Below are 22,532 nucleotides of genomic sequence, written 5' to 3'. Positions count from 1 at the left end.
CGCCCGATCAGCGAGACGGCTCAGTTACCGGCTTGACCCAGCAGCGCCGGGTCGAGGGTCACCGACTGGCTCAGCGGAATCCGCGCGTGCACCTCGAAGCCGCCGTCGGCGCTCGGGCCGGCGGTCAGATCGCCGCCGACGGCCAGTGCCCTGGCCTGCATGCCCGCGATGCCGTGCCCGCCGTTGCCGACCGGCCGCGCGACCGTGGCGGTGGCGCCGTTGCGGACGATGAGCTCCACGATCGGCCCGACCCGCAGGTCCACCTGGACCGGGGCCTCCGGCGCGTGCCGTGACGCATTCGACAGCGACTCCTGGGTGATCCGGAACAACGCCAGGCCCGCGGCGTCTGGCACGGTCTCCAGCTGGCCGTCGATCGTCCACGCGATCCGCACGCCGGCGCGCAGCGCGCCCTCGAACAGGGTCGGCACGTCGGCGGCCTTGGGCTGCGGCGCGTGCTCGGGCGCTTGACCGTCGCTGCGCAGCACGCCGAGCATGCCGCGGATCTCGTTGAGCGCCTCCCGGGCGGTGGCCCCGATGGACTCGAATTCCGCACGGGCGGCGGGGGTTACGCCCTCGACCCGGTAGGGCGCGGTCTGCGCCTGCACCACCACCAGCGACATGTGGTGGGCCACCACGTCGTGCAGGTCGCGGGCGATGCGGGCCTTCTCCTCCAGGATCGCCCGGCGGGCCCGCTCGACCTCGGTCACCTCTTCCTGCTGCACCAACTGCTTGCGCGACTGCACCAGCCAGCGCACGAGCAGGCCGAACAGCACCACCGCGCCGAGCGCGATCGGCCAGCCCCACACCGAGCCCGCGCCCTCGCTCACCATCGTGGTGCCGAGCAGCAGCGAGGTCGCGACCCAGGCGACGCCGATGATCGGCACCGTCCCCCGGACCGCCACCGCGAGCAACAGCACGAACAGCGACAGGATGTGCACGACCTGGATCGGCATGTCGTTGTTCGGCTGATGCGCGATCGCCAGCGAGATGAGCAGGCCCGAGCCCGCCGAGATCGCCCAGCCGAGCGCCGGATTGATCCGCACCAGCAGCACCGGGAACGCGGCGAGCGCGGCGATGAACGGCTGCACCGCGCCCGGCACCGCGTGGGTGAGGTGCAGCGTCGGCCAGGCCACCGCGAAGAAGATGAGCGCGACCGCCACCGTCAACGCGTCGAACCACATCCGCCCGTTCATCCGCTTTCTCAGGGCACGGCTTCGCTGCTTCATACCTACGACCCTAGAAAGTCCAGCGTGCTGCCACGTCATACCCCTGGGTGATTTCCTACCCCGTACCCAGGTGCGAGGCCGTGACCGGGCTCCCCCGGCGGCATGGCCACCGAAACCGGTCCCCGGCGTGAGGCCCGGGAGCGGGGCGGGTTCCTAGCGTCTAGATCATGAGCACACCGACCAACGCAGGACCCGCACCGGCGCGGTCCGCACAGGCCGCAGGCGCCTCCCTTTCTCCTTCCGCCGCAGCCGGTTCCGGGACGCGTCGGGCCGCCGCGCTGACCGCGGCGGCGCTGACCACCATGGCGGCCACCGTTTTCTTGGCGCCCGCGCCGCACGCCGCGGCCGCGAGCGCGCCCGCGCCGGTCGAGAGCGCTGTCGCCGGCGTGGCGGTCACCGACCTGACCTCGGGCGGCCCCGGTTCGCTGGCCGCCATCCCGGACGACTTCGCCGCGCAGTTCGGCTACCGGCCGAGCACGCTCGACGGCCTGGTGGTGAATCCGCAGGGCGACTGCTCGTCACCGGTGACGCTGCCGGTCGAGTTCGAGACCGCGTGCAAGGCGCACGACCTGGGCTACGACCTGCTGCGCTACGCCGAGCAGCGCGGCGAGCCGCTCGGGCCGTGGGCGCGGCAGGCGCTGGACAGCACCCTCGACCGGCACATGCACGAGTCGTGCGACAGCCGGGTCGATCCGTTCTCCCGGGCCCGGTGCAATGCCATGGCCGCCATCGCGAGCACGTTCGTCGATCTGAATTCGCGGCGGCAGGGCTACGGGGCGCCGGTCGTCGAGTCGGGCTTCGGTGTGGCCGAGGCGGATTCGACGACCAGCTGGAAGCTGCTCGGGGTGCTCGGTGCGGGGCTGGCCGGTCTCGGTGCGGTGCTGACGGTTCGGAACAAGAAGCGCGTCCAGCCGGTCATCGGCGCGGTGCGGGTGAATTCGACTGGGGTACTGGGGGTTGCGCGATGACCAGCACACTGCCGAGACGGATCGAGGCCGGCGCATCGTTCGGGTTCGACGATCTGCGGTCGCGAACTCCACTGCGGGAGCGCGAGGCTCGCCCGGGACAGATCCGCACCGTGGCATCGACTGCGGTGCAGCGTCTCTCGCGACCACGCATCGGGACGACGCTGGCCATCGGGGTCGGCACGCTGGCGTCCTTGTCGCCGGGACTGCTGCCGCGGACGCCAGGAGCGCAAGCGATTCTGACCGGATTGCTGGTGGCGCTCGCACTGGGCGTTGCGGGAATTGTTCGATTAGTGTTGCGGCGCTGGGGTTTCGACATCAATCGGCGGCTGCCGCGGGTTCGGCTGCCGTTACTGGGCGGGATGTCGGCATTGATCGTCGGAGCGGCCGCGCTGGCCGGGCATTGGCAGAACACGGTGCGGGCGGCGATGAGCATGGCGCCGATCGGGGCCGACTACTGGCTGCGGTGGCTGATCGAAGCGGTGCTGATCGTCGGTGTGGTCGTGGGGATCACCCGCGGGGTGAGCTGGGCGCTGCGCAAGTTGGGTTGGGTGCGTGGGGTTTCACTGGTCGTCGCGATGACCGGATTTCTGTACCTGGTCGCCGCGCCCGCGGTGGTCGGGTGGCGGCAGGCGACCTACGCCGGTGCCAATGCGACGATGGATCCGGCTCTGGTGCAACCGGACTCGACGGCCGTGTCGGGTAGCACGCAGTCGGCGGTGAGCTGGTCCTCGCTCGGCGCGGAGGGGCGCAAGTTCGTCAGCGGTGCGGGACCGGCCCGGGTCTATGTCGGCGTGGATTCGGCGCCGGACCTGAAATCCCGAGTCGCGCTGGCGGTTCGGGAACTGGAACGCTCCGGCGCCTTCGAGCGGTCGAACCTCGTGGTGATGGTGCCGACGGGTTCGGGGTGGATCGACAGCAATGCCGTGCGCGGGTTCGACCAGCGCTTCGGCGGCGACGTCGCCCTCGTCGGCGTGCAGTACTCCTACGCGCCGAGCTGGGTGACCTTCGTCTTCGGCCGCGACCAGGCGGTCGACGCCGCCCGCGCACTGTTCACCGCCGTCGAGAATCGGATCCGCACCCTCGCGCACAAGCCGAAGCTCTACCTCTACGGGCAGAGCCTCGGCGCGATCGGCGGCAGTTCGGTCTTCGCCGACGACGCGGATCAGGATCGCCGCACCTGCGCCGCGCTCTGGGCCGGACCGCCCGCCGGTCAGGTGCATCACGCCGGCGCGACCGTGCTGGCCAACAGCTCCGACCCGGTGGTGCACTGGTCCCCCGCCCTGCTGTGGCGGGCGCCCGACCTGACCGGCGCTCGCCTGGACGCGCCACTACCGCAATGGCTTCCGGTGCTCAGCTTCGTGCAGACGACCGCCGATCTGCTCGCCGCCCTCAATGCCCCCGCGGGCCACGGCCACCGCTACGGCACCGACCAGGGCACCGCACTGGGCACGTGCTGAGCGCGGCGCTACATAGAACATGTTCTAATTGCGCATGGCCTTTGTCATCGACGCCACCGTGGACATCGACGCACCCGCCGACCTCGTCTGGCAGGTGATCACCGACTTCCCCCGCTACGGCGAGTGGAACCCCTTCGTGAGCGAATGCCGCAGCTCGCTGGTCCCCGGCGAGCCGATCGACATGGTGGTCAACCTCGGCCCGCGCCCCCGCCGCCAACGCGAATTCATCCGCTCGCACACACCGGGCCACGAACTGAGCTACTCGATGAAGCCGGTCCCCCTCGGCACCCTGCACAGCCTGCGCTCACACACCCTCACCCCACTCGGCGACGACCGCACCCGCTACGAATCCCACTTCGAACTCGACGGCTGGCTGCGCCCCGTAGTGGTTGCCCTGCTCGGCAAGCACCTCCAGCGCGGTTTCGCCGGCATGACCGCGGGCGTCAAGCAGCAGGCCGAGTCACTGCACGTCGGCTGACCGTGACACGAGCGGGAACGACCGGCACCACCTGACCGCTGGCGACAGCACCGTCCGACCGCCGACCACAGCACCGCCTGACCGCCGAGGACAGCACCGCCTGAACCGGCTGACGACGGCGGAGATCAGCCGCCGGTCATGCACAGAGAGGCGAGGCCGAGCCGGTATCGAGGAGCTGGACATCCCGCCTCAGGACCGGGTCGGCGGACCCGGTCGGCTTCGGCCGACCGATCGAGGTCAGGCGCGCAGGTAAGCGAGGGCCGCGTCGAGGGCCGCGTCGGCGTAGGCGTCGGTGAGGCCGCCGAGGCCGAGGGACCAGCGCATTTGGATCGGGCCGAGTAGTAGGTCGGTGGCGAGTTCGAGGTCCAGGTCGGGGCGGAGTTCGCCGGATTGCACTGCGGCACTGAGGCGGTCGGCGATGGCGGCGCGTTGCGGGAGCAGGAGGCGCTCGCGGTAGGCGGCGCCGATTTCGGGGTCCTGCTGGATTTCGATGTAGATCGCGCGGAGGAACGATTCGAAGCCGGGGTCGGTGAGGGCCGTGATCGAGCCGCGAAGCAGGGGGCGCAGGTCGGCGGCGATATCGCCGGTGTCCGGCAGCGCGAGACCGTCTGGGCCGGAATCGAGTTCGAGCATCGCGTCGAAGACGACCGCGCCCTTGGACGGCCACCAGCGGTAGATGGTCTGCTTGCCGACGCCTGCGCGGGCGGCGATCGCCTCGACGCTCAGCTTTCCGTAGGGCAGTTCGCGGATCAGCTCGGCGGTGGCGGCGAGGATCGCGGCGCGGGCGCGTTCGCTGCGGCGCAGGGCGCTGGGGGTGTCGGGCACCTGGCCAGAATAACACCAACGAGACGAACCGTCTCGTCTTGACAGAGGGCGACCAGCTTGGCATTCTCTTGAAACGAGACGGAGCGTCTCGCGACGAAAGGATCCACCCATGACCAGAACCTGGTTCATCACCGGCGCCAACCGCGGACTCGGCCGGGCCTTCACGCTGGCCGCGCTCGCCGAGGGTGACCGGGTCGTCGCGACCGCTCGCGACCCGCACACCATGGCCGACCTCACCAACGAACGACTCACCGTGCTGCCGTTGGACGTTCGCGACCGGGACGGCGTAATCGCCACCGTGGACAAGGCTTTCGCACTGACCGGCACCATCGATGTGATCGTGAACAACGCGGGCTACGGCCTGGTCGGCGCGATCGAGGAACTCACCGAAGCGCAGATCCGCGACCAGATGGACACCAATTTTTATGGCGCCCTGTGGGTTTCCCAGGCGGCCGCGCCACACCTGCGCGCACAGGGCTCCGGCCACATCGTGCAGATCTCGACCGTCGGCGCGGTCGGCAGCCTCCCACTGTTCGGCCTGTACAACGCGAGCAAGTGGGCGTTGGAGGGCTTCAGCACCTCGCTCGCCGACGAACTGCGCCCGTTCGGCATCGCGGTCACCCTCGCGCAGATGGGCGGCTTCGACACCGACTGGGCGAAGACCAGCATGAAATTCGGCGCAGGCCTACCCGCCTACGAGCAGGTGCGCACCGGAATCCTCGGTATGCCGGACTACCCGGACCCGAGCGCGCCGCCGTCGGCGACGGACTACGAATCCGAATGGAAGGAGGCCGCTCCCGAGGTCGGCGCGGCCGGGCTCATCGCACTGGTGAACGAGCCGAATCCGCCGGTGCGCAAGATCATCGGGCCCGGTGCGCATCAGATGGTCTCGATGGCATTGGACCAGCGCCGGCTGGACTATGCGGCCGACCCCGAATTCACCTGGCCTGCCTGAAGTTTCAGGAGGCCCGGCAGTTTCGAAAACCGCTTTCGCAGACCTACATCGCCTTTCACACAGCCCTCAACAGGTGAAGGGCTGTGCGAGGTCTCGAGGTGGTCTGCGAAGTTGCACTGTCTCGCCGATCGGTTCCATGAGCGGTTCGGCTCAGCTTCTGGGCGCGGCTCCACCCGAGGCGCGGCTCAACCGCGTGATGGTGGGTCACCCCCGAGGCTTCGCACACCCCCGTTTGGACTCACACACGAGTCAGTTGGCTGACCGGTGTGCGAAGTCCAAGCGGGGGTGCGGAGTTCGTCTATCTGTCAGGAGATAGCGCCGCGGGCGGCTTCGTAGGCCGCGCCGACGCGGTACAGGCGGTCGTCGGCGAGGGCCGGGGCCATGATCTGGAAGCCGACCGGCATGCCGTCGTCCTTACTCAGCCCGGACGGGACCGACATCGCCGGGTGACCGGCCAGGTTGGTGGGCAGGGTGCAGAGGTCGGACAGGTACATGGCCAGCGGGTCGTCGACCTTCTCGCCCAGCTTCCACGGGGTGAACGGGCTGGTCGGCGAGACCAGCACGTCGACCTGCTCGTAGGCCTTGTCGAAGTCGCGCGCGATGAGCGTGCGGACCTTCAGCGCCTGGCCGTAGTACGCGTCGTAGTAACCGGCGGACAGCGCGTAGGTGCCGATCATGATGCGGCGCTTGACTTCCGGGCCGAATCCGGCGGCGCGGGTGGCCGCCATGACCTGCTCGGCGCTGTGCTGCCCGTCGTCGTCGATCCGCATGCCGTAGCGCATCGCGTCGAACCGGGCCAGGTTCGACGACACCTCGCTGGGCAGGATCAAGTAGTACGAGGCCAGCGCGTATTCGAAGTGCGGACAAGACACTTCGATCACCTCGGCGCCGAGTTCCTTCAGCACCGCGACCGCGGCATCGAAGGATTCGAGCACGCCCGGCTGGTAGCTGTCGGAGTGAAGTTCCTTCACCACACCGACTTTCACGCCGCTCAGGTCGCCCTTGGCGCCCTCGCGGGCCGCGGCGACGACCGGCGGCACCGGCACGTTGCGCGAGGTGGAGTCGCGCGGGTCGTACCCGGCGATCACCTCGTGCAGCAGCGCGGTGTCCAGCACCGTCCGCCCGCAGGGGCCGCCCTGATCCAGCGAGGACGCGCAGGCGACCAGGCCGTAGCGCGAGACCGTGCCGTAGGTCGGCTTGGTGCCGACCGTCGCGGTCACCGCGGCGGGCTGACGGATGGAGCCGCCGGTGTCGGTGCCGATGGCCAGCGGCGCCTGGTTCGAGGCGAGCGCGGCCGCCGAACCGCCGCCGGAACCGCCCGGGATGCGGGTGGTGTCCCACGGGTTGCGGGTCGGGCCGTAGGCCGAGTTCTCGGTGGACGAACCCATGGCGAACTCGTCCATGTTGGTCTTGCCCAGGATCGGGATGCCCGCCGCGCGCAACCGGGTGGTCAGCGTCGCGTCGTAGGGCGAGACCCAGCCCTCGAGGATCTTCGAACCACAGGTGGTCGGCATGTCCGTGGTGGTGAAAACGTCCTTGAGCGCCAACGGAACTCCGGCCAGCGCCGACGCGGGCGCGGCGCCGGAGCCGAGCGCGGCATCCACCGCGGCCGCGGCCTCGAGCGCCTGCTCCCCCGACACGTGCAGGAACGCGTGGTACTCGCCGTCGACCTCGGCGATCCGATCCAGATGCGCGCGGGTGACCTCCACCGAGGACACCTCGCCGCCGTGGATCTTGCCGGCCAGTTCGGCTGCCGACAGCGAAGTCAGGTCGGTCATTGGGACTCTCCCAGGATCTGCGGAACCACGAACTTCTGCTCCTCGGCCGCCGGGGCGCCGGACAGCGCCTGCTCCGGGGTCAGGCAGGGCACGACCACGTCGGGCCGGGTCACGTTCGTCGTCGGATTCGGCGACGCGGTGGCCGGGACATCGGCGGCGGCGACCTCGGAAATGGTCCGCACGTGGCTCAGGATCGAATCCAGCTGACCGGCGAACTGATCCAGTTCGGCTTCGGACAGCGCGAGCCGGGACAGCCGGGCGAGGTGTGCTACCTCGTCACGGGAGATGGCGGGCACCGCGGGACCCCTTTCGGCTTCGGTTTCAACAGTCGGGATCGCGTCATAGGGACGCAATGGGATACGAGGCATCCGATGGGATACGACATATCCAACCGGTACAGCCTAGCCATCGGCCACCGCGCAACACCGACCGCCCGTGCCTCGGCCCAGCGGGATCTCGCCCCCGGGCGCAAATGCGATCCCGGTGATCCGATTTCCGATCGGGCGCGCGCGGCCGGTCCGCCGCAGGGCGACACCCGCCGCTCCCGCGCTGCTCAGTGTGATCGTGCCGTAGGGACACAAAGGAATACCGCCGATTCGGTCGAACATCGCATATCGGGCGCAGCCCAGCCACAACCGCGCGACACCCGCCGCTCGTGTCGGAGCCCGGCGGTAGGCTGAGCGTGCCGCGCACGACGCCGATTCGGATAGATCCGGTTCGACGACACGGTTTCCCAACTAGCTCGACACGCCGTACTGTCCCGAAATCGCCGCGTGGCGTACATCACTGGCCGTACTTCGAGTCGATTACTGGGGCGCGGGGGTGTAAGTATTGCGTGACCCGGGTATCCGTTGAGAGCCTCGGCCGCCCTAGGAAAGGAACGCACGTGTCGTATCTGCTCCGCGTGCAACTTCCGGATCGACCGGGAAGCCTCGGTGCTCTCGCGCTCGCCCTCGGCTCCGTCGGCGCCGACATCCTCTCGTTGGACGTGGTGGAACGCGGCGCCGGCTTCGCCGTCGACGACCTCGTCGTCGAGGTGCCGCAGGGCGCGCTGCCCGACACGCTGATCACCGCCGCCGAATCGATCGGCGATGTGCGCGTCGACTCCATCCGCCCGTACTCCGGCGTGCTGGACACCCATCGCGAACTCGAACTGATCGACCAGGTCGCCAGCGCGAAGGACGACCGATTACAGGTGCTCGTCGACGGCGTGCCGCGGGTGCTGCGCGTCGGCTGGAGCACCATCATCGACATGGGCCCGCAGGGCGCCTACCGGGTGGTCGGCAGCCCGAGTGCGCCGGAGACACAAGCGGGTTCGGCGCCGTGGATGCCGCTGGAGAAGCCCGCGATCCTCGATCCCGAATCCGAATGGGTGCCGGAGATCTGGCGCGACATGGACACCAAGCTCGCCGCCGCGCCCCTCGGCAACACCGGCAAGGTGCTGCTGCTCGGCCGCCCCGGCGGCCCCGACTTCCGCCCGTCGGAAGTCGCCCGCCTCGGCTACCTCGCCGGAATCGTCGCCACCGTACTGGGATAACCCACTACGCCTGGAGATCCAGGCGCAGCACGGTGAGGAGTTCGCCTGCGGGAGTGTGCCAGTCACGCTCCGGAGCCGGGACGAACCCGAAGCGGTCGTAGATGCGGCGGGCGTCGGTCATCGCGGGCATCGTCGTCAGCGCCACCGCGCCGAAGCCTTCGGCCTTGGCGATGTCGATCACGGTGCGTACCAACGCAGTTCCCGCGCCGAGTCCGCGCGCGGTCTTCGAGACGGCGAGCATGCGGAACTCCAGTTCGCCGGGGAGCGCGATCTCCGCGTACGGCGTGCCGGGGCGGGCGACGGTGAGCGATCCGACAATTCGATCGGCGTGCGTGGCCACCAGGAGTTGCGCGGACGCGCCGCGGTGTTCGGTGTCCGCGAGTTCGGCCGCGTACGGGGTGTCCGCGCGGACGAAGCCCTCGCCGACGTAGACCTCCACGGTGAGCTCGGCGACCGCCGGGTACTCGGCCGGCTCGGCCGTCCGAATGATCAATCCCACGTTCTCGCCACCGACACCAGCGTTCGCATCCATACCAGGCATCGTGCCATTCGACGTAGAACGGTCTACGTCACACATGCCTTCGTCAGGAGCCGAGACCGGGGCGCGCGCCGGGATGCACGATCTGCCAGCGTTCCGGCTTGCCCGGCGGGTAGGCGATGGTGATCAGATCGCCGATCGACGGCCACGCGTCGACGTCCCAGGCGAAGCGGCCGTAGACGACCGCGCCCTGCACGGTCGGGCCGGTCACGTTGCCGGTGATGGTCACGAACTGCTCGCCCAGCGCGTCGTCCGGTCGCGGGCTCACGCCGGTGACGTAGAGCGTGCCGGTCTCGCCCGGCGCGGAGCGGAAGGTGCCGCGGCCGCGCAGATAGACCGCGACCACCCCGGCCACGGCGAGGATCATGATCAGCAGCATTCCGAACTCCAGCATGGCCCCATGCTATTGCGCCCGGCCGGGCCGAACGCGCAGCTACACCGTGGCGAGCTCGCTCGTGCCGTGTTCGGTGCGGCGAACCTGCCAGACCGCGCTGCGGGTGCGCGAGGAGCGGCCGTTGCCCCGATCGATCAGCGCGCGGTTGTTCGTGGTGTAGATCAGTTGGGCGCCTTGGGCATTGGTTTCCGGGTTCTGGAACAGCTGGATCAGGCGATCGGTCTCCTCGGCGGGCAGGTGCGCGCCGATGTCGTCGATGGCCAGGACGCGGCCGGAGTCGAGCGCGTCCAGCATGGTCGGCAGCACCCGCAGCAGCGACTGGGTCGCGGTGGATTCGTCGCCGATGTCGAACGGGTTGGCGATGCCGTCGTGCACCAAGCCCAGACCGACGCCGCGCCGGGCCACCATCCGCGTGTACAGGGCGTCCCTGGCGGCCTTCAGGTTGGTCAGCTCGCGCTCGAGCAACACGGGGGTGAAGCCGTTCTCCTGCAACATCCGGTCGGCGAAGTCGGGCGAGGTGGCGCACAGTTCGATCTGCTTGCCCAGCGCGGCGATGTCGGCGTCCAGGTCGCGCAGGTAGTCCGCGTACATCGGGTCGTTCTCGGCGATGAGCAGATCGGTGATGCCGAGTTCGGCAGTGCGCAGCAGCATGAGCAGGCGCGCGGCGTTCTCCGGCGAGCGGGAGATGTGACCGCCCAGTCGGTGCGCGATGGCGGCCGGATCGGCGGGACCGAGCTGCACCTCCAGCCTCGACTCGAACCAGCGGTAGGCGGGCACCAGCGCATCGGCGTACATCTGCCCGGCGAGGCTGAGCAGCAACGCATTCGGGCGCACCAGCGGCACCAGCGCGGCGATCCCGTAGCGCGCGGCCTCGAACATCGGACCGATCTTGATCTGTTCGCCGTTGCGCTCGAACACGATTCGCTTGCGCGAGCGAGGCTGGGTGTAGAGCCACTCGGCGGTCACATCGGCGTTGTCGAGCCGGAAGCCGTAGGTGTAGGGCACGCCCTCGGCGACGAAGCCGGCCACGAATTCCGAAGGGCGGTCCGGGAATCCGAGGTGTGGCGATCGGGCCGGTCCGGCGTAGGGATCCCAGCCGGTCACCGAATGCAGCACCGCGTCGCGCATCTGCGCGAGCGCATCGATCAGGTTCGTCTTGCCCGCCGCGGCCGAACCGTGGATCGCGGTCACCGGCACCGCCACCGGTCCCCCGCCCTTGGTCAGCCGTAGTTCCTGCTCCTCGGCCAGCGATCTGTGATTCGTCACCTGAAAACTGCGCAGCATCCCGTCATCCTTTCGTCCCGGCCGCCACGCCGCGACAGCAGGGCGTGCCGAATGCCGCGCCGACCGGCCCGAAGAGGATTGATAGCCGATATGCATAGCGCGAGTGCGCACGAGTGGTGCGGGTAGATCGTCCGACAAAGACGCTGGTTACGGGTTAGCATGCTGGACGCCACGACTTGTTCGTGTGCCGTTCTCGCTACAAACGTTCGAAACTGATGGGTAACGATATGACGGTTCGTCGTCTGGTAATCCGAAGCTCCATCGCCGGGGCCATCGCCCTGGGGTCGGTCATCGCGGTCGCACCGCATGCCGCCGCCGAGACCTGCGCCGACGGCTCCGCGCGCATCTTCTTCTCCAACGCCGAGCCCCGCTGTCAGACGGGGACCGCGACCTACAGCGCCGAGACGATCTCGAAGGTGTGCTCGATGACCGGGGCCGACGTGGTCGCCGAGGCCGGCTACCTGAACTACAAGAAGCAGATCGTCACGACCCGGCACGAGCTGAGCAACGGGAGCTGCGGGCGGTTCGACATCTCGGGGCAGCAGAGCGCCACCGTGTCCGTCACCCCCAACTGACCTACTCGGCTCACCGCCCGCGCAGCAACAATGCGCTGTCGCCGAACTCGTGCCAGAGATACCCGGTGTCCAGCGCGGCCGAGTATGCCTCGTGGACGGTGGCCTCGCCGGCCACGGCGACCAGCAGATCCAGATGAGAAGCACCGGGTGCGTGCCAGCCGGTGATCAGCCCGTCGACCACGTGTGCCGGGCGTTCGGCGCCGAGCACCAGCTCGGTCCAACCGTCCGCGGCATGAACGCGCCCCGACTCGTCGGCGGCGGTTTCCAGTGCGCGGGTGACCGTGGTGCCGACGGCGATGACGCGTCCGCCCGCCGCCTTCGCGTCGTTCACTGTGCGGGCGGTCGACTCCGAGACCGTGAAGCGTTCCGGGCTCGGCGGTTCGCCCGCCTCCGGTGAGGAGACGCCGGTGTGCAGGGTGATCGGCGCGATCCCGACGCCGGCGGCGATCAGATCCAGGACCAGGCGTTCGGTGAACGGCCTTGCCGCGCTGGGCATTTCCGCGCTGCCGGGGATGCGGCCGAAGACCGTCGAGTAGTAGGACGCGGACCAGCGTTGCGGCACATACGAATAGGTGATCGGGTAGCCGTAAACGTCCAGCAGGCACCGTGGGTCGGCGGTGACGTCGACTATCCACAGCCGACGGGCTCCGGTCAGCCAGGGCGCGCGGAGCGTGGCACGTGCACCTTCCGGCAGCTGGATGACCATTCCGGCCGAAAGCTGTTCCGCGGGATAGGGAGTGCGTGAGGTCGTACGGACCTCCACCACCCAGCCGCCGTCGTCCAGCCACGTCGCGAAGTGCAGCGCGATCGGCGTGCCGGCCAGCCTGCCGTCGACCGCGGCGGCGAGGGTCGCCGAATTGTTAACCACCACAAGGTCACCCGGCCTCAGCTGCCCCGGAAGTTCACGGAACCGCGCATGGGTGAGGTGATCTCCGGCGACGAGCAACCGGACCTCGTCCCGGGCCAAGCCGCGCGCCTCCGGTGGGGCGACGGCATTGCGTTCGGGCGGCAGGACGAAGGAGCGCTGCGCCAGCGTGACCGTCATGCGACGTGTCCCACCGCGAAATCGGCTGCGGCATAGCGCGCGTTCTTGGGTTTCTCCTGGAGCAACCGCAGCAGCGCGGGCACGACGGTGTCCGGTTCGGGCCGGTCGGAGATGTCGTCGCCGGGGAACGCGGCCTGGTGCATCTCGGTGCGCATGTCGCCGGGATCGAAGGCGTAGATCGACCGGTCCGGATGCTCGGCGCCGAGGATCGCGGTGAGCTGATCGAGCGCGGCCTTGGACGAACCGTAGCCGCCCCATTCGGGATACGGCTCGATCGCGGCGTCGGAGCTGATGTTCACCACGCTGCCGCCCGGCGCCAGCAGCGGCAGGGCGAACTGCAAGACCGCAAGCGGGGCGAGGACGTTCGTCCGGTAGACCCGTTCGAGTTCGTCGAGCGGATAGTCGGCGAGGCGGACGAGCGGGCTCGGGCCGAGCCGGCTCGCGTTGTTCACGACCAGCGCGAGTTCCCCCGCGCTGCTTGCCGTTTCGGCCAGCAGCGCGCGGTGCGCCGGATCGGTCACGTCGCCGGGGATCGCGAGGAACGCGGTGCCGAGTTCCTCGGCCACCCGCGCCAGCCGATCGGCGCGGCGGCCGGTGCCGATCACTCGCCAACCGCGTTGGACGAGTGCGCGACTGAGCGCCAGCCCGAATCCGGCGGACGCACCGGTGATCAGTGCGGTGGGACGAGCCATGAGAACCTCCTGGTAGTTGCCTACCGGCCCATCCTCATACCTGAAGTGAAGTTCAGGTCAAGCACTGTTCGCCGACGGGCGAATACCGCCTGCTCGCTTACTCTTCCGCCGCGGCATCCTCGCTCGCCGTCGCGGGCGTCACCGCCTCCGGCCCGGATTCCAGCAGCAACCGGAATCCGTCTTCGTCCAGGATCGGCACGCCGAGTTCCTCCGCCTTCGCGGCCTTCGTGCCCGGCGAGTCACCGATCACCACGAACGCCGTCTTCTTCGACACCGAGCCCGCGGCCTTGCCGCCGCGGATCAGGATCGCCTCCTTGGCGCCGTCGCGGGAGAATCCGTCCAGCGAGCCGGTCACCACGATGGACAGGCCCTCGAGGGTGCGCTCGATGGACTCGTCGCGTTCGTCGGCCATCCGCACGCCGGCATCGCGCCACTTGTCCACGATCTCGTGATGCCAGTTGACGGTGAACCATTCCGCGACCGCGGCCGCGATGGTGGGGCCGACGCCGTCGGCCGCGGCGAGTTCCTCGACCGAGGCGTTCTGGATCCGGTCGAGGCTGCCGAATTCGCGGGCGAGCACGCGGGCCGCGGTGGGGCCGACGTGCCGGATGGACAGCGCGACCAGCACCCGCCACAGCGGCCTGTTCTTGGCCGTGTCCAGGTTCTCCAGCAGCCGCTTGCCGTTGGCGGACAGCTCGCCGTCCTTGTTGACGAACAGCGTGGTGGTCAGCAGGGTCGCCTCGTCGAGGTCGAACAGGTCGCCCTCGTCGGTGATCGCGTTCGACTTCAGCAGGTCGTTGGCGGCCTCGTAGCCGAGCGATTCGATGTCGAACGCGCCGCGACCGGCCACGTGGAACACCCGCTCCCGCAGCTGGGCCGGGCAGAACTGCTGGTTGGGGCAGCGGATGTCGGCGTCGCCCTCCTTCTGCGGCGCCAATTCGGTGCCGCATTCCGGGCAGTGCGTCGGCATCACGAATTCGCGCTCTTCGCCGGTGCGGGCGTCGACCACCGGGCCGAGCACCTCCGGGATCACGTCGCCCGCCTTGCGGATGGTGACCGTGTCGCCGATCAGCACGCCCTTGCGCTTGACCTCGGAGGCGTTGTGCAGGGTCGCCATCGAGACCGTCGAACCGGCGATGGTGACCGGTTCCATCACCGCGAACGGAGTGACCCGGCCGGTGCGGCCGACGTTCACCTCGATGTTCAGCAGCTTGGTGGTCGCCTCCTCCGGCGGGTACTTGTAGGCGATCGCCCAGCGCGGGGCCCGCGAGGTGGAGCCGAGGCGACGCTGCAAGGCCATCTCGTCGACCTTGATCACCTGGCCGTCGATCTCGTGCTCGATGTCGTGGCGATGCACACCCCAGTACTCGACGCGCTCGATAACGGCGTCGATGCCCCGCACCAGCTTGGTGTGCTCGGACACCGGCAGACCCCAGGCGGCGAGCGCGCGGTACGCCTCGTGCTGCGAGGCCGGCGAGTACCCCTCGATCCGGCCGAATCCGTGGCAGATCATCCGCAGCCGGCGGCGCGCGGTGACCGACGGATCCTTCTGCCGCAGCGAGCCCGCCGCGGTGTTGCGCGGATTGGCGTACGGCGGTTTGCCTTCGGCCACGATCGAGGCGTTGAGCGTCTCGAAATCTTCCAGCCGCATATACGCCTCGCCGCGCACCTCGAGCAGCGTCGGAATGGGGAATTCGTCGGTCGGCGTCAGCTCGCCCGGGATGTCGTCGATGGTGCGCGCGTTGAGCGTGACGTCCTCACCGGTGCGCCCGTCGCCGCGGGTGGCCCCGCGCACCAGCCGCCCGTTCTCGTACACCAGGTTCAGCGCGACCCCGTCGATCTTCACCTCGCACAGATAATGCAGGTCGGACCCGGTCTCGACCTCGACCCGGCTCGCCCAGGTGCGCAGCTCGTCGAAGTCGAACACGTTGTCCAGCGACAGCATCCGCTCGAGATGGTCGACCGCGGTGAAGTCGGTCGCGAACCCGCCGCCGACCAGCTGCGTCGGCGAATCCGGCGTGAGCAGATCGGGATGCGCCTCCTCCAGCGCCTGCAACCGCCGCAGCAACGCGTCGAACTCACCGTCGGTGATGATCGGTGCGTCCCGCACGTAGTACCGGAACTGATGCTCGCGCACCTCGTCCGCCAGCCGCTGCCACTCGACGCGCTGTTCCGCCGTAGCCGCCGCCACCGCGCCCGCCTCATTGTTCACCGCACCGCTGTCACTCACCCAACGCACATTAGCCGAGCCCACCGACATCTCCCGGCAGTGTTACCGCACGTCGCCGCACTGATCGCGCGGTCGGCCGAGCTGGTCGGGCGACCGGCGGGAGGCGAAGCTCAGGCGCGGCCCGAGGGCTCGTCGAAGGTGAGGGAATCGGGGTCTTCGGCGTAGGCGCGGGCTACCTCGGAGGCGAGGGACACGGCTTTGCGGGCCCACGGGAGGGAGGTAGTGCCTAGGCCACAGGCGGGGGTTACCAGGATTTGGGTGGCCAGGGTGCGGCGGGGAAAGCCGAGGCGATCGACGAGGCGCACGCCGGGTTCGGCGATGTCGCGCCAAGTCGGCGGGGTGGCGGGGGCGGTGGTCGGGACCAGGCCGAGGAGGACGTGTTTGCCGGCGTCGAGGAGTTCGCCGATGCTGTCGAGGTCGCGGGTGGCGATGGTGGCGAGGTCGAAACCGATTGCGGCGGCGGTGCTTTTGCGGAGGAAGGGCAGCGCGGGCGATTCGGCGCAGCTGTGCACCAGGACCGGGGCGGACTGGGTGGCGATGACCCGGTCCAGGATGGTGAGGGCTTCGGGTTCGGGCAGCGCGCGGACGCTGTCGAGCATGCTGACAGCGCTCAGCGAGCCTTCGAGGACGGCGGTGAGGGACGGTTCATCCAGTTGCAGAAGGACTTCCGCGCCGAGCCGCCTGCGGATCTCGGCAACGTGGGCCACCAGCCCCTCGGCGAGGGATTCCGAAAGATCGCGCAGCGCACCGGGATCGGTGAGCGCCAGGTGTCCGTTGGACAGTTCGACCTGCGCGGCGAGCGTCAGCGGCCCGGCCACCTGCACCTTGATCGGGCGGCCGGAGCCGGTCGAACCCGCTGTCTCCCAGGCTTCTTCGAGCGCATCGAGATCGCCGCGGAGCAGATCGCGGGCACGTCGGGACAGTCCCCCCGGCCGGGGCGCGAGACGGTAGCCGCGGGTGGTGGTGTCGAAGCGCATGTCGACCAGCAGCGGCGACATCCGCCCGATCATGTCCGCACCGGGCCCGCGTCCCGGAAGTTCCACCAGGTGCGGCAGATCCGGCAGTTCGCCGAGCACGGTGGTGGCGGCCTCGCGGGCATCGGTGCCCGGCCAGGAGCCGACGCCGGTCGCGATGCCACCGCGCAATCCGCTCACCGGCTGGTCCGCTGCGTCGATGTCTGTGCCTTTCGCGTTCTGATACACCCGTGGTCAGCTTCCGTCGATCGATCGTGGTGCGCGCACCCGGAGCCCGGTTGCGGTCTGATCAGTGTGCGCGGCAGGCGGATTCGCCGACCGGCGCGAGCCGGCGTGACCGTCGGTTCACCGCGTGGCGGCGGACTCCGCGTCGCTGCCGACGGCCGCGTTGCCGACCCCACCGGTCCCGGAAATGGTCCCGCTGCCGATTACCAAGTCGCCCAGCTCATCCGGGCGATACAGCACCACCGCCTGGCCGCGCGCGACACCGGTCAACGGCTCGCGCAGCCGGACGATCAGCCCGTCGCCGACCGCCTCGGCCACCGCCGAAGCCATGCCGCCGTGCGCCCGCACCTGCGCGACACACTCGATCGGCCCCTCCGGCGTGACGCCGGAGGTCCAGATCGCGCGCTCCGCCTCGACGGTCCACACCTGCAAGTCCTCGACCGAGCCCACTCGGACGGTGCCGGAGTCCGGATCGATCCCGGTCACGTAGCGCGGCTTGCCGTCGGCGGCCGGACCCGGCAGCCCGAGCCCCTTGCGCTGACCGATCGTGAACCCGTGCACGCCTTCGTGATCCGCGAGCTTCTGCCCGTCCGCGTCGACCACGGCGCCCGGCCGGATCCCGATCTTCGCGCCGAGGAACGCCTGGGTGTCGCCGGACGGAATGAAGCAGATGTCGTGGCTGTCCGGCTTGTTCGCGACGGCCAGCCCGCGCTCGGCGGCTTCTTCGCGGATCTGCGGCTTCGGGGTGTCGCCGACCGGGAACATGGCGCGCGCGAGCTGCTGCGCGTTCAGCACGGCGAGCACGTAGGACTGGTCCTTGTCGGCGTCGACGGCCCGGCGCAGCACGCCGTCGTCGAGCCGCGCGTAATGCCCGGTGACCACGGCGTCGAAGCCGAGCGCGAGCGCGCGATCGGCCAGGGCGGAGAACTTGATCTTCTCGTTGCAGCGCAGGCACGGGTTCGGCGTCTCGCCGGCCGCGTAGGCGGCGACGAAATCGTCGATCACGTCTTCCTTGAACCGGTCGGCGAAATCCCAGACGTAGAACGGGATGCCGAGCACGTCGGCGGCCCGCCTGGCGTCGCCCGCGTCCTCCTTGGAGCAGCAACCACGCGACCCGGTACGCAATGTGCCCGGCGACGCGGACAGCGCCAGATGCACGCCCACCACCTCGTGACCAGCGTCGACAGCACGTGCCGCCGCCACCGCCGAATCAACACCACCACTCATCGCGGCGAGTACTCGCATCAAACACCTCCCTTCGCACCGGCCAGACCCGCGGCCCTGGCCCGATCTACCACCTGGGGCAACACCGCCAACAGCGCGTCCACATCGGCGCGAGTCGAGGTGTGCCCCAACGAAAAACGCAGCGAACCGCGGGCCTGCCACGGTTCGACACCCATCGCGATCAACACGTGGCTCGGCGACGCGACACCCGCGGTGCAGGCCGAACCGGTCGAGCACTCGATCCCCGCCGCGTCCAGCAGCATCAGCAGCGAATCGCCTTCGCAGCCGGGGAAGGTGAAGTGCACGTTGCCGGGCAGCCGCCGCTCGCCGGGCGCGCCGTTGAGCACCGCCGCCGGCGCGATCGCGAGCACGCCGTCGATCAGCGCGTCCCGCAACGCGGTCAATTCCGCGGTGCGCGTGGTCAATTCGGTTGCCGTCTGGTGCAGCGCGGTGGCCAGGCCGACCGCGGCCGCGGTATCCGAGGTGCCGGAACGCAGGTCGCGTTCATGCCCGCCGCCGTGCAGCAGCGGCACACACGGCACCTGCCTGCCGAGCAGCAGCAGGCCGACACCGTGCGGCCCGCCGACCTTGTGCCCGGCGAAACTGGCCGCGGACAACCCGCTCGCGGCGAAGTCGATCGGCAGCTGGGCCGCGGCCTGCACCGCGTCGCTGTGCATGGGCACGCCGAATTCCTGTGCCACGGCGGCCAATTCACCGATCGGCTGAATGCTGCCGACCTCATTGTTGGCCCACATGACGCTCACCAGCGCGACATCGTCGGGGTTCGCCGACAGCGCGGCGCGCAGCGTGCGCGGCGAGACCATGCCCTCGTCGTCCACCGGCAGCCAGGTCACCCGGGCGCCCTCGTGCCGTTCCAGCCACTCGACCGCATCGATCACCGCGTGATGTTCGACCGAGCTGACGATGATCCGGGTCCGGCGCGGGTCGGCGTCGCGACGCGCCCAGTAGATGCCCTTGACCGCCAGATTGTCGCTCTCGGTCCCGCCGGAGGTGAAGATGACCTCCGAGGGCCGGGCGCCCAGATCGGCGGCGATCGATTCGCGCGCTTCCTCCAGCGTCCGCCGGGCGGCGCGACCGGAGCCGTGCAGCGACGACGCGTTGCCGACGATGCCCAGCGCAGCCGTCATCGCCTCGATCGCGGCCGGAAACATCGGTGTGGTGGCCGCATGATCGAGGTAGACCGTATGGGCCGCCGCACCGTGGACCGCACCCGAGAAACCCGCCTTCATGACCGATAAAGCCTATCCCAGCGTTGACCTGCGCATCTTGGGGGTGTCCCCTCGCTGCCTTCGATTTGTCTTCGATTCACCCACGATGCGCAACCGGCCTACCGGCCGCCGATATTCCCGGAACCGGCGCGTCCGGACACCGGGCCGCCGTGTGTCTCGGCTGGATCAGCCTTGCTTCGGGCAGGTCGCACCCGGGGCCGCGTCAGCGATCAGACCCAGGTGTCCGCCTGACCGGCATCTCCTCGACTGAGACCTGCATCTCGTTCGGCCAGACCACGCGCCTCGGATGTCACACCCGGGATGACCGCGTCGTCTACCAGGCAACCAGGCAGACACGCTGCCGAACGAACAAAGGATCGAACAATGAACGTCGCTTACTACATCGTCGGTGTGCTCGCTGCCCTGTGGATCGGGTTCTCGGGATACTCGCTGGCCGCGCAGAAGCAGTTCGTTGTGGAGCCGCTCGAGCAGTACGGCGTGCCGCGGGCGTGGTGGAACTGGTTGGCCCTGGCCAAGTCGGCAGGCGCGCTCGGCTTGATCGTCGGCTTTTTCATCCCGGCCATCGGCATCGCGGCGGCGGTGTGCTTGATCGCGTACTTCCTGTTGGCCTCGGCGACCGCCATCCGGGCACGCTCGTACCAGACCGCGATCTTCCCGGTGCTGTACCTCGTCCCGGCCGCCGCCACCCTGGCGCTGCAACTCGCTCGGTAGCGACGACTGGACATGCGACAAAGCAGCCGCAGGCCAATGCCTGCGGCTGCTTTGTCGTTCGTGCTTGGTCAGCTGCTGACCTCTTCGACGCGACGGCCACGCCCGCGCAGGATGGGTCGCAGTCGCCGGGGCGGCCTGCGCACCTCCGGGGCGTCCGCGCCGACCGACGGGTCCTGGACCCGGGTCTTGCCCGCCTCGATCCACACCGTGGCGTCGAACGCACCGTGCCGCGACTGTTCCGCGCCGCGGATCGCGGCCTCGCAGCGGCGGGCCAGATCACGTCGATCCGTGCCCGGCTGCTGGACCGTTTCCAGCACCACCTCGGCGACCATGCCGCGCGAACGCAGCACCCGGCGGGCGGACGAGCCGAAGCTGTCCTCGCCGACGAAGCCGGGCACCGTGCACTGGACGCCGTGCCGGTCCAGGTAGCGCAGCCGCACCGGCTGCACCGGCGTCGCGGTGTCGACGGCCGCCTGGAACAGCGCGGGCCGCATGCTGCCGTATGCGCGACCGCACCAGGTGGTCCCCTCGGGGAACACCGCGATCCGCTCTCCTGCGGTGAGCCTGGCGCTGATCTGCGCGATCACCCCGGGCAGCGCGCGCAGCTTCTCCCGCTCGATCGGGATGACCCGCATCAGCGTCGCCAGCTTGCCGAGCACCGGCCAGTCGACCATGTCCGCGCGGGCGACGAAGCCGAGCGGCTGCACGGCGGCCAGCGCGACGATGTCGGTCCAGCCGATGTGCCCGACGACGACCATGGCCCCGGTGCCGGACGGCGCGTAAACGGCGGGCGCGGTGCTGCCCTCATCGACAGCACCGCGCCCGTTCCGGTCGATCCGGCGATCGACGATCCGCAATTCCATGCCGAGACAACTCAGCAGCGTGCGCGCGTAACCACGCTGCACGCGTTCGCGCTTGCCCTGTGGCGTAACCAGATTCACCATCGGGAAGCTGATCAGCAGCCCGGCGACGCCGAGCAGCCTGCCGACGACCCGGCCGGTACCGACCTGGTCGATCGACTCGATGCAGCCGGGCCCACACGGGCTCGACGGCATCCACGCGTGTGCGGTGGCCTGGGCGGGCGGCGCGTCGAACACCACGGTCCTCACCGTCCCCCGTCGAAGGTCGCGGCCGCGTCCTGTAACCGATTCAGGTAGCGGGTGTTGATCGTGTCGAGGCCGAGAATGGCGACGAAGTCGGCGACGCCGAAGTCCGGGTCGTGCGCGGGCTCGCCGCAGATCTCCGCGCCGAGGCGCAGGTAACCGCGCAGCAGCGGCGGCAGCTTGGGCCGCGCGGGCGGGGTCATCTCGTCGAGCGTCTTGCCGTCGACGACCACCGGGCGCAGCGGGTGCACCCGCTGTTCCGGGTCCGAGCCGTGGCGGCCGAGCAGCAGGTCGCGCACGCCGCGCACGTTCACGCCGGGCTCGTCGGCCGGGCTGTCCTGCATCGGCACCGAGACGCAGCCCATCACCCAGTCGTAACCGGTGAGCTGGATGTAGTGCAGGATGCCCGCCCACATCAGGGTCAGCACCGAGCCGTTGCGGTGGTCGGGTACGACGCAGGCGCGGCCCATCTCGACGATCCGGCGGCCGGCCGGATCCAGTTGGGTCAGATCGAATTCCGTGGCGGTGTAGTAGCCGCCGGCTGCGGCGACCTTGTCCGGCGGCAGCATCCGGTAGCAGCCGACGAAGTCTTCGGTCAGGTCGTCACGAACCAGCAGGTGGTCGCAGTGCTCGTCGAACCGGTCGGCGTCGAGGCCGGTGCCGTTGTCGGGGATGTGGAATCCGGGCTCGCTCGCGAAGACGCCGTAGCGCAGTCGCTGCGCCGCCGCGCGGTGGTCTGCATCGGACGAAACGACCAGCGAGTACCGTGACCGTTCCACCCCGGAGTCCGTCGAGCGCGCCGGGGCTGTCAACACGGACGTAATAGTCATATCGTCAATGAACCCAGCCGGACACTGCGCTGGAGCGACCTCGAAGTGTCCCGCCGATGCCGGTTTAGTGAACGAGACGATGATCACACCGAGCGTTCACCGGACCGTCGCGCCCCGTTCGCGCCCGCGCGCCGCAACCGCGTCTTTTGGCTGTTTAACGCCTCGCGGGGAACGCATTTCGACATCTCGCCGACACCGCGAAAGCCGCGGCGCGAGCTGCTCGCGCTGCGGCT

Annotated in this window: 22 protein-coding genes; 7 read left to right on the top strand and 15 right to left on the bottom strand. The window is 69.6% G+C overall.

Going from position 1 to position 22,532, the window contains the following annotated elements; all coding sequences use genetic code 11:
* Nucleotides 1-20: 20 nt before the first annotated feature.
* A complete protein-coding gene (locus AB0M22_RS02635) occupies nucleotides 21-1,226 on the bottom strand; it encodes a histidine kinase (protein ID WP_364720143.1) in 1,206 nt (401 codons plus the stop codon).
* 167 nt (nucleotides 1,227-1,393) lie between these two features.
* Between AB0M22_RS02635 and AB0M22_RS02630 the strand changes: the two genes are divergently transcribed.
* Genes AB0M22_RS02630 through AB0M22_RS02620 form a run of 3 tightly spaced genes read left to right on the top strand, consistent with a single transcriptional unit; the run spans nucleotide 1,394 to nucleotide 4,129 of the window.
* Nucleotides 1,394-2,194 carry a hypothetical protein gene (locus tag AB0M22_RS02630; protein ID WP_364720141.1) on the top strand — a complete coding sequence of 267 codons (801 nt, stop codon included), beginning with the start codon at nucleotides 1,394-1,396 and terminating at the stop codon, nucleotides 2,192-2,194.
* A complete protein-coding gene (locus tag AB0M22_RS02625) occupies nucleotides 2,191-3,651 on the top strand; it encodes an alpha/beta-hydrolase family protein (protein ID WP_364720139.1) in 1,461 nt (486 codons plus the stop codon). Before AB0M22_RS02630 ends, AB0M22_RS02625 begins: the two co-directional genes overlap by 4 nt.
* A 34-nt stretch (nucleotides 3,652-3,685) precedes the next feature.
* Nucleotides 3,686-4,129 (top strand): SRPBCC domain-containing protein, encoded by a 444-nt coding sequence (locus AB0M22_RS02620; RefSeq protein ID WP_364720137.1) that lies wholly within the window; start codon nucleotides 3,686-3,688, stop codon nucleotides 4,127-4,129.
* 237 nt (nucleotides 4,130-4,366) lie between these two features.
* Here AB0M22_RS02620 and AB0M22_RS02615 read toward each other — a convergent pair whose 3' ends face one another.
* Nucleotides 4,367-4,954, bottom strand: coding sequence for a TetR/AcrR family transcriptional regulator (locus AB0M22_RS02615; RefSeq protein ID WP_364720135.1), 588 nt, complete (start codon nucleotides 4,952-4,954; stop codon nucleotides 4,367-4,369).
* 109 nt (nucleotides 4,955-5,063) lie between these two features.
* Between AB0M22_RS02615 and AB0M22_RS02610 the strand changes: the two genes are divergently transcribed.
* Nucleotides 5,064-5,909, top strand: coding sequence for an SDR family NAD(P)-dependent oxidoreductase (locus AB0M22_RS02610; protein ID WP_364720133.1), 846 nt, complete (start codon nucleotides 5,064-5,066; stop codon nucleotides 5,907-5,909).
* A gap of 305 nt (nucleotides 5,910-6,214) precedes the next feature.
* Here the strand turns inward: AB0M22_RS02610 and gatA are convergent, their stop codons facing one another.
* Both gatA and gatC read right to left on the bottom strand, forming a co-directional pair.
* The gene (gene gatA, locus AB0M22_RS02605) at nucleotides 6,215-7,687 is read right to left on the bottom strand and encodes an Asp-tRNA(Asn)/Glu-tRNA(Gln) amidotransferase subunit GatA (RefSeq protein ID WP_364720130.1); all 1,473 of its coding nucleotides are present in this window, start codon (nucleotides 7,685-7,687) and stop codon (nucleotides 6,215-6,217) included.
* On the bottom strand, nucleotides 7,684-7,983 hold the full coding sequence (gene gatC, locus AB0M22_RS02600) for an Asp-tRNA(Asn)/Glu-tRNA(Gln) amidotransferase subunit GatC (RefSeq protein WP_364720128.1): 300 nt from the start codon (nucleotides 7,981-7,983) through the stop codon (nucleotides 7,684-7,686). Before gatC ends, gatA begins: the two co-directional genes overlap by 4 nt.
* A 590-nt stretch (nucleotides 7,984-8,573) precedes the next feature.
* Here gatC and AB0M22_RS02595 point away from each other — a divergent pair.
* The gene (locus AB0M22_RS02595; protein ID WP_014987212.1) at nucleotides 8,574-9,224 is read left to right on the top strand and encodes an amino acid-binding protein; all 651 of its coding nucleotides are present in this window, start codon (nucleotides 8,574-8,576) and stop codon (nucleotides 9,222-9,224) included.
* Between the two features lie 4 nt (nucleotides 9,225-9,228).
* On the opposite strand, the gene AB0M22_RS02590 is transcribed toward AB0M22_RS02595, so the two are convergent.
* The 3 genes from AB0M22_RS02590 to AB0M22_RS02580 are packed head-to-tail and all read right to left on the bottom strand — an operon-like array spanning nucleotide 9,229 to nucleotide 11,440.
* Nucleotides 9,229-9,756: a GNAT family N-acetyltransferase gene (locus AB0M22_RS02590; protein ID WP_364720124.1), complete on the bottom strand. Its 528-nt coding sequence runs from the start codon at nucleotides 9,754-9,756 to the stop codon at nucleotides 9,229-9,231.
* 52 nt (nucleotides 9,757-9,808) lie between these two features.
* Complete coding sequence (locus tag AB0M22_RS02585) at nucleotides 9,809-10,156, bottom strand: hypothetical protein (RefSeq protein WP_364720122.1); 348 nt, start codon at nucleotides 10,154-10,156, stop codon at nucleotides 9,809-9,811.
* A gap of 39 nt (nucleotides 10,157-10,195) precedes the next feature.
* Nucleotides 10,196-11,440 carry an ATP-binding protein gene (locus tag AB0M22_RS02580; protein ID WP_364720119.1) on the bottom strand — a complete coding sequence of 415 codons (1,245 nt, stop codon included), beginning with the start codon at nucleotides 11,438-11,440 and terminating at the stop codon, nucleotides 10,196-10,198.
* A gap of 227 nt (nucleotides 11,441-11,667) precedes the next feature.
* On the opposite strand from AB0M22_RS02580, the gene AB0M22_RS02575 reads away from it, so the two are divergent.
* On the top strand, nucleotides 11,668-12,015 hold the full coding sequence (locus AB0M22_RS02575; RefSeq protein WP_364720117.1) for a hypothetical protein: 348 nt from the start codon (nucleotides 11,668-11,670) through the stop codon (nucleotides 12,013-12,015).
* Nucleotides 12,016-12,025: 10 nt separating this feature from the next.
* Here AB0M22_RS02575 and AB0M22_RS02570 read toward each other — a convergent pair whose 3' ends face one another.
* The 6 genes from AB0M22_RS02570 to AB0M22_RS02545 all read right to left on the bottom strand — a co-directional run bounded on the left by AB0M22_RS02570 (nucleotide 12,026) and on the right by AB0M22_RS02545 (nucleotide 19,655).
* A complete protein-coding gene (locus AB0M22_RS02570; protein ID WP_364720115.1) occupies nucleotides 12,026-13,060 on the bottom strand; it encodes an S-adenosylmethionine:tRNA ribosyltransferase-isomerase in 1,035 nt (344 codons plus the stop codon).
* Nucleotides 13,057-13,752 carry an SDR family oxidoreductase gene (locus AB0M22_RS02565; RefSeq protein ID WP_364720112.1) on the bottom strand — a complete coding sequence of 232 codons (696 nt, stop codon included), beginning with the start codon at nucleotides 13,750-13,752 and terminating at the stop codon, nucleotides 13,057-13,059. The genes AB0M22_RS02570 and AB0M22_RS02565 overlap by 4 nt, the downstream gene beginning before the upstream one ends.
* Nucleotides 13,753-13,849: 97 nt before the next feature.
* Nucleotides 13,850-15,943: an NAD-dependent DNA ligase LigA gene (ligA, locus tag AB0M22_RS02560; RefSeq protein WP_364721616.1), complete on the bottom strand. Its 2,094-nt coding sequence runs from the start codon at nucleotides 15,941-15,943 to the stop codon at nucleotides 13,850-13,852.
* A 149-nt stretch (nucleotides 15,944-16,092) separates the two neighbouring features.
* Nucleotides 16,093-17,136: a methionine synthase gene (locus AB0M22_RS02555; RefSeq protein ID WP_364721614.1), complete on the bottom strand. Its 1,044-nt coding sequence runs from the start codon at nucleotides 17,134-17,136 to the stop codon at nucleotides 16,093-16,095.
* A 165-nt stretch (nucleotides 17,137-17,301) separates the two neighbouring features.
* Nucleotides 17,302-18,426, bottom strand: coding sequence for a tRNA 2-thiouridine(34) synthase MnmA (gene mnmA, locus AB0M22_RS02550; RefSeq protein ID WP_364720110.1), 1,125 nt, complete (start codon nucleotides 18,424-18,426; stop codon nucleotides 17,302-17,304).
* Nucleotides 18,426-19,655, bottom strand: coding sequence for a cysteine desulfurase family protein (locus AB0M22_RS02545; RefSeq protein WP_364720108.1), 1,230 nt, complete (start codon nucleotides 19,653-19,655; stop codon nucleotides 18,426-18,428). The genes mnmA and AB0M22_RS02545 overlap by 1 nt, the downstream gene beginning before the upstream one ends.
* A 363-nt stretch (nucleotides 19,656-20,018) precedes the next feature.
* Between AB0M22_RS02545 and AB0M22_RS02540 the strand changes: the two genes are divergently transcribed.
* Nucleotides 20,019-20,366: a DoxX family protein gene (locus AB0M22_RS02540; protein WP_364720105.1), complete on the top strand. Its 348-nt coding sequence runs from the start codon at nucleotides 20,019-20,021 to the stop codon at nucleotides 20,364-20,366.
* A 68-nt stretch (nucleotides 20,367-20,434) separates the two neighbouring features.
* On the opposite strand, the gene AB0M22_RS02535 is transcribed toward AB0M22_RS02540, so the two are convergent.
* Nucleotides 20,435-21,475, bottom strand: coding sequence for a lysophospholipid acyltransferase family protein (locus tag AB0M22_RS02535; RefSeq protein WP_364720102.1), 1,041 nt, complete (start codon nucleotides 21,473-21,475; stop codon nucleotides 20,435-20,437).
* Nucleotides 21,472-22,299 (bottom strand): GNAT family N-acyltransferase, encoded by an 828-nt coding sequence (locus tag AB0M22_RS02530; RefSeq protein WP_364720099.1) that lies wholly within the window; start codon nucleotides 22,297-22,299, stop codon nucleotides 21,472-21,474. The genes AB0M22_RS02535 and AB0M22_RS02530 overlap by 4 nt, the downstream gene beginning before the upstream one ends.
* Nucleotides 22,300-22,532: the final 233 nt, after the last annotated feature.

The organism is Nocardia sp. NPDC051756, assembly GCF_040681495.1.
Lineage (GTDB): Bacteria > Actinomycetota > Actinomycetes > Mycobacteriales > Mycobacteriaceae > Nocardia.
Note: the sequence above shows the minus strand (reverse complement) of the source record. Positions and strands in the feature narration are given on the sequence as shown.

What these genes read in the sequence shown, in the direction of transcription:
- AB0M22_RS02635 (WP_364720143.1), bottom strand. Translation starts at nt 1,226, where the DNA reads ATGAAGCAGCGAAGCCGTGCCCTGAGAAAGCGGATGAACGGGCGGATG.
- AB0M22_RS02630 (WP_364720141.1), top strand. Translation starts at nt 1,394, where the DNA reads ATGAGCACACCGACCAACGCAGGACCCGCACCGGCGCGGTCCGCACAG.
- AB0M22_RS02625 (WP_364720139.1), top strand. Translation starts at nt 2,191, where the DNA reads ATGACCAGCACACTGCCGAGACGGATCGAGGCCGGCGCATCGTTCGGG.
- AB0M22_RS02620 (WP_364720137.1), top strand. Translation starts at nt 3,686, where the DNA reads ATGGCCTTTGTCATCGACGCCACCGTGGACATCGACGCACCCGCCGAC.
- AB0M22_RS02610 (WP_364720133.1), top strand. Translation starts at nt 5,064, where the DNA reads ATGACCAGAACCTGGTTCATCACCGGCGCCAACCGCGGACTCGGCCGG.
- gatA (WP_364720130.1), bottom strand. Translation starts at nt 7,687, where the DNA reads ATGACCGACCTGACTTCGCTGTCGGCAGCCGAACTGGCCGGCAAGATC.
- AB0M22_RS02590 (WP_364720124.1), bottom strand. Translation starts at nt 9,756, where the DNA reads ATGGATGCGAACGCTGGTGTCGGTGGCGAGAACGTGGGATTGATCATT.
- AB0M22_RS02585 (WP_364720122.1), bottom strand. Translation starts at nt 10,156, where the DNA reads ATGCTGGAGTTCGGAATGCTGCTGATCATGATCCTCGCCGTGGCCGGG.
- AB0M22_RS02580 (WP_364720119.1), bottom strand. Translation starts at nt 11,440, where the DNA reads ATGCTGCGCAGTTTTCAGGTGACGAATCACAGATCGCTGGCCGAGGAG.
- AB0M22_RS02575 (WP_364720117.1), top strand. Translation starts at nt 11,668, where the DNA reads ATGACGGTTCGTCGTCTGGTAATCCGAAGCTCCATCGCCGGGGCCATC.
- AB0M22_RS02570 (WP_364720115.1), bottom strand. Translation starts at nt 13,060, where the DNA reads ATGACGGTCACGCTGGCGCAGCGCTCCTTCGTCCTGCCGCCCGAACGC.
- AB0M22_RS02565 (WP_364720112.1), bottom strand. Translation starts at nt 13,752, where the DNA reads ATGGCTCGTCCCACCGCACTGATCACCGGTGCGTCCGCCGGATTCGGG.
- mnmA (WP_364720110.1), bottom strand. Translation starts at nt 18,426, where the DNA reads ATGCGAGTACTCGCCGCGATGAGTGGTGGTGTTGATTCGGCGGTGGCG.
- AB0M22_RS02545 (WP_364720108.1), bottom strand. Translation starts at nt 19,655, where the DNA reads ATGAAGGCGGGTTTCTCGGGTGCGGTCCACGGTGCGGCGGCCCATACG.
- AB0M22_RS02540 (WP_364720105.1), top strand. Translation starts at nt 20,019, where the DNA reads ATGAACGTCGCTTACTACATCGTCGGTGTGCTCGCTGCCCTGTGGATC.
- AB0M22_RS02530 (WP_364720099.1), bottom strand. Translation starts at nt 22,299, where the DNA reads ATGACTATTACGTCCGTGTTGACAGCCCCGGCGCGCTCGACGGACTCC.